Source organism: Bradyrhizobium sp., from assembly GCF_016462955.1.
In the GTDB taxonomy this organism is placed as follows: domain Bacteria; phylum Pseudomonadota; class Alphaproteobacteria; order Rhizobiales; family Xanthobacteraceae; genus Bradyrhizobium.
Genome location: NZ_JAEMSD010000637.1, coordinates 1 through 3,345, shown reverse-complemented (window position 1 = coordinate 3,345; position 3,345 = coordinate 1). Strand labels below are relative to the sequence as shown.

Below are 3,345 nucleotides of genomic sequence, written 5' to 3'. Positions count from 1 at the left end.
GCCGCTGGCGATGACGCCGAGGCCGACGCCGGGGAAGATGTAGGAATTGTTGCCTTGGCGCGGCACGAAGCTCCGGCCGTTGAGCGTTACCGGATCGTACGGGCTGCCGCAGGCGAACAGCGCGCGGCCTCCCGTATAGCGATAGGCATCCTCGGCCGAGCACTCGGCCTTCGAGGTCGGGTTGGAGAGCGCGAACACGATCGGCTGCTCGTTGAGCTCAGCCATCGTCTTGAGCACTTCGGGCGTGAAAGCGCCGCCGACTGCGGCAACGCCGATGATCGCCGTCGGCTTAAGCGTCTTGATCGCGGTGAGAAAGTCGGCGATGGGCGCCTGGCCCTCGTGGGCGTAGCGCAGCTTGTGGCCGGACAGGCCGTCACGGCCGCCGACCACGAGACCGCGGGAATCCACCAGCCAGTTGCGACGCAGCGCGTCCGCCTCGGAAAGTCCCTCCGCCATCATGGCGGAGACCACGAGATCGGCGATGCCGGTGGCCGCCTCGCCCGCGCCGAGGAACAGGATCTTCTGGTCCGTCAGCTTGCCGCCGGAGATGCGCAGAGCCGAGAACAGGCCGGCGAGCGCCACCGCCGCGGTGCCCTGGATGTCGTCGTTGAAGACGCAGGCCTCATCCCGGTACTTGTGCAGCAGCTTGAAGGCCGAATGATTGGCGAAATCCTCGAACTGGATCAGCACGCCCGGGAACGTCTTGCGCGCGGCCTGCATGAACTCGTCGACGAAGCTGTCATAGGCCTCGCCCGTGAGCCGTCGCTGGCGCAGGCCGAGATAATAGGGATCGTTTAGCAACTCCTCGTTGTTGGTGCCGACGTCGAGCACGACAGGCAGGCACGCTTCCGGATGCACGCCGGCACAGGCCGAATAGAGCGAGAGCTTGCCGACCGGAATGCCCATGCCGTTGGCGCCGAGGTCGCCGAGGCCCAGGATGCGCTCACCGTCAGTGACGACGATGAGTTTGGCCTGATACGGCCAGTTCTTCAGGATCTCCGCGATCTGGCCGCGATCGCGCGAGGAGATGAACATGCCGCGCGGCCGCTGGAAGATCAGGCCGTATTTCTGGCAGGCGAGCCCGACGGTCGGCGTGTAGATGATGGGCTGGATCTCGTCGATATGGTCGACGACGACGCGGAAGAACAGCGCCTCGTTGCGGTCATGCAGCGCGTTCAGCGCGACGTATTTTTCGAGGTCCGTCGGCAGCGTGCGCAGATTGGTGAGCACGCGCTGGGCCTGTGTCTCCATCGTCAGCACGCAGGGCGGCAGCAGGCCGCGCAGGCCGAGCGCCGCGCGCTCGGATTCCGTGAAGGCGGTCCCCTTGTTGAGCAGGGGGTCGCGCAGCAGCGCCATGCCGTGCGATTGATCGGATGATGGCGGTTGGGCAGCGACGCGAGCAGGCCTATTCACAAATTCCCCCAGGAAGTCTCATTGAACCGCAGCCATTGTCGGCCAGCGCTCCCATGAGATCAAGGACCGAGAGACCGAGGTCTTGATTGTGATCTCGCACCGCAGCGAGACCGTCGCAAACGACCCGCAGCTGCGCGTCAAAAGGTTAACACGGCAATTCTTCCTCATTGCAAGCTATTGGGAGCCACGCCTCCCTCCTCTCGTCATTCCGGGGCGCGCGCCATCGCGAACCCGGAATCCATCGAGCAGCGATCTCCGCAGCCGGATGGATTCTTCGCGGCGCGTCTATCCCGCCGCCCGCCGCGGCGTCAGATGGGTCGCGCTCTCGGCCGGTGGCGCGATGTGCATCAGGATGGTCTGGGTGGCGGATGCGACCTCAATGCCGTTCTGCTGGAAGCGCAGCTTCATGCGCCGGTTGAACTCGCGCTGGACCGGCCAGCGGCCGGCCTCGGTGCAGCGGATCTGGCCGACGATCGACACCATGGCGCCGTCGACCTTGTCGATGCCCCAGAGCTCGAGATCACCGCGGATCAGTGCCCGGAAGTCCGGCTCGCGTCGCATCTCGTCGACGATATCCTTGAGGATCTGGCCGGCGCGGTCGGTGTCTTCCTTGTAGGCGACGTTGACGCTGACCGAGGCGTTGCCGGCACCGCGGCTGGCATTGGTGATGGTCGTGACCGCGCTGAACGGTACGATGTGGACGGCGCCGTCGCCGGCGCGCAGGCGGATGGTGCGGATCGAGACGTTCTCGACGACGCCTGACAGCCCCGACACGCTGACGGTGTCACCGACCTGGACCGTGTTCTCCAGCAGCAGGAACAGCCCGGTGATGAGATCCTGCACCAGCTTCTGCGAGCCGAAGCCGATCGCGATGCCGACGATGCCGGCGCCCGCCAGCAGCGGCGCGACGTTGACCCCGATCTCGCTCAGCGCGGTGAGACCGACGACCGTGGCGATCAGGCAGAGCAGCGCCGTGCGCAGCATCGGCTGGAATGTACGCAGGCGCGCGGCACGAGCATAGTGGCCGTCCCGGGACAGCGTGTTGATCTGGCGGTCCAGCAGCGCATTGCTGGCTTCCCAGATGGCCGCTGCGATGAACACGGCGAGGCCGATCGTCACCACGGCCGAGATCAGCCGGCTGCCGATCTGGCCGCCATAGAACCAGACGATGGCGTCGACACCCCAGACTTCGAGCACGGCCACGAAGCCGACGAAGACGATGACGCCGGATACGACCCTGCGGAGCAGCGGCAGATAGCGGTTGGCGCGGACTTCGAGGCCGGGAAAGCGCTGGAGGATCTCCGGCCCGATGCGGAAGCCGCGATCGATCAGGCTCAGCGTCAGCATGATGACCACGCGCGTCACCAGCACCACCGCAAGGGTGCCGACGAAATATTGCAGCAGCAGCGAATAGCCGTTGCGGATGTTGAGCGCCCACACCGCCCACAGCGCCAGGTCGAGCGCGATGGCAAGATAATGCCAGCCGCCGGCGATGCGGTTGCGCAAACGGGCCCCGATGCCCTGCCGCGCGGCCGGCCCCCGGATGGCGTCGGCGACCTGCCGGCGGCATTGCAGGATGATGACGACGATGAACAGATGGACCACCAGCATCACCATGCGCAACAGCGCGGCGTAGCCGGCGCGATGCAGGCCGAGCAGCAGCGCCACGTTGGCGAAGGCGATGCCGGTCACGCCGACACCGACGATGCGGCGTGCCCAGATCTCGATATAGGCGGCAGTCTCCGCACGCACCGGAAACAGGCCGAACGGCCCGGCCAGTGCCCGCACCACGCAGATCAGCCCGCGCGAGAACGCGTAGGCGTTGACGACCGCGAGGATGACGAGGCGGACCGTCGTGGGCTGGCCGATCTCGGTCCCGAGCAGCGCGGTAGCGACGGCGATGAAGACGACGACGGGAAGCAGCTCGAGGAC

General features: G+C 66.4%; 2 protein-coding genes. Both read right to left on the bottom strand.

From position 1 onward, the window contains the following. The coding region (locus tag JHD07_RS35970; protein ID WP_291630819.1) for an NAD-dependent malic enzyme at positions 1 to 1,413 on the bottom strand (1,413 nt) is incomplete at its 3' end. A gap of 285 nt (positions 1,414 to 1,698) precedes the next feature. After that, positions 1,699 to 3,345, bottom strand: a 1,647-nt coding sequence (locus tag JHD07_RS35965) for a mechanosensitive ion channel domain-containing protein (RefSeq protein ID WP_291630817.1), incomplete at its 5' end; no start/stop codon positions are given.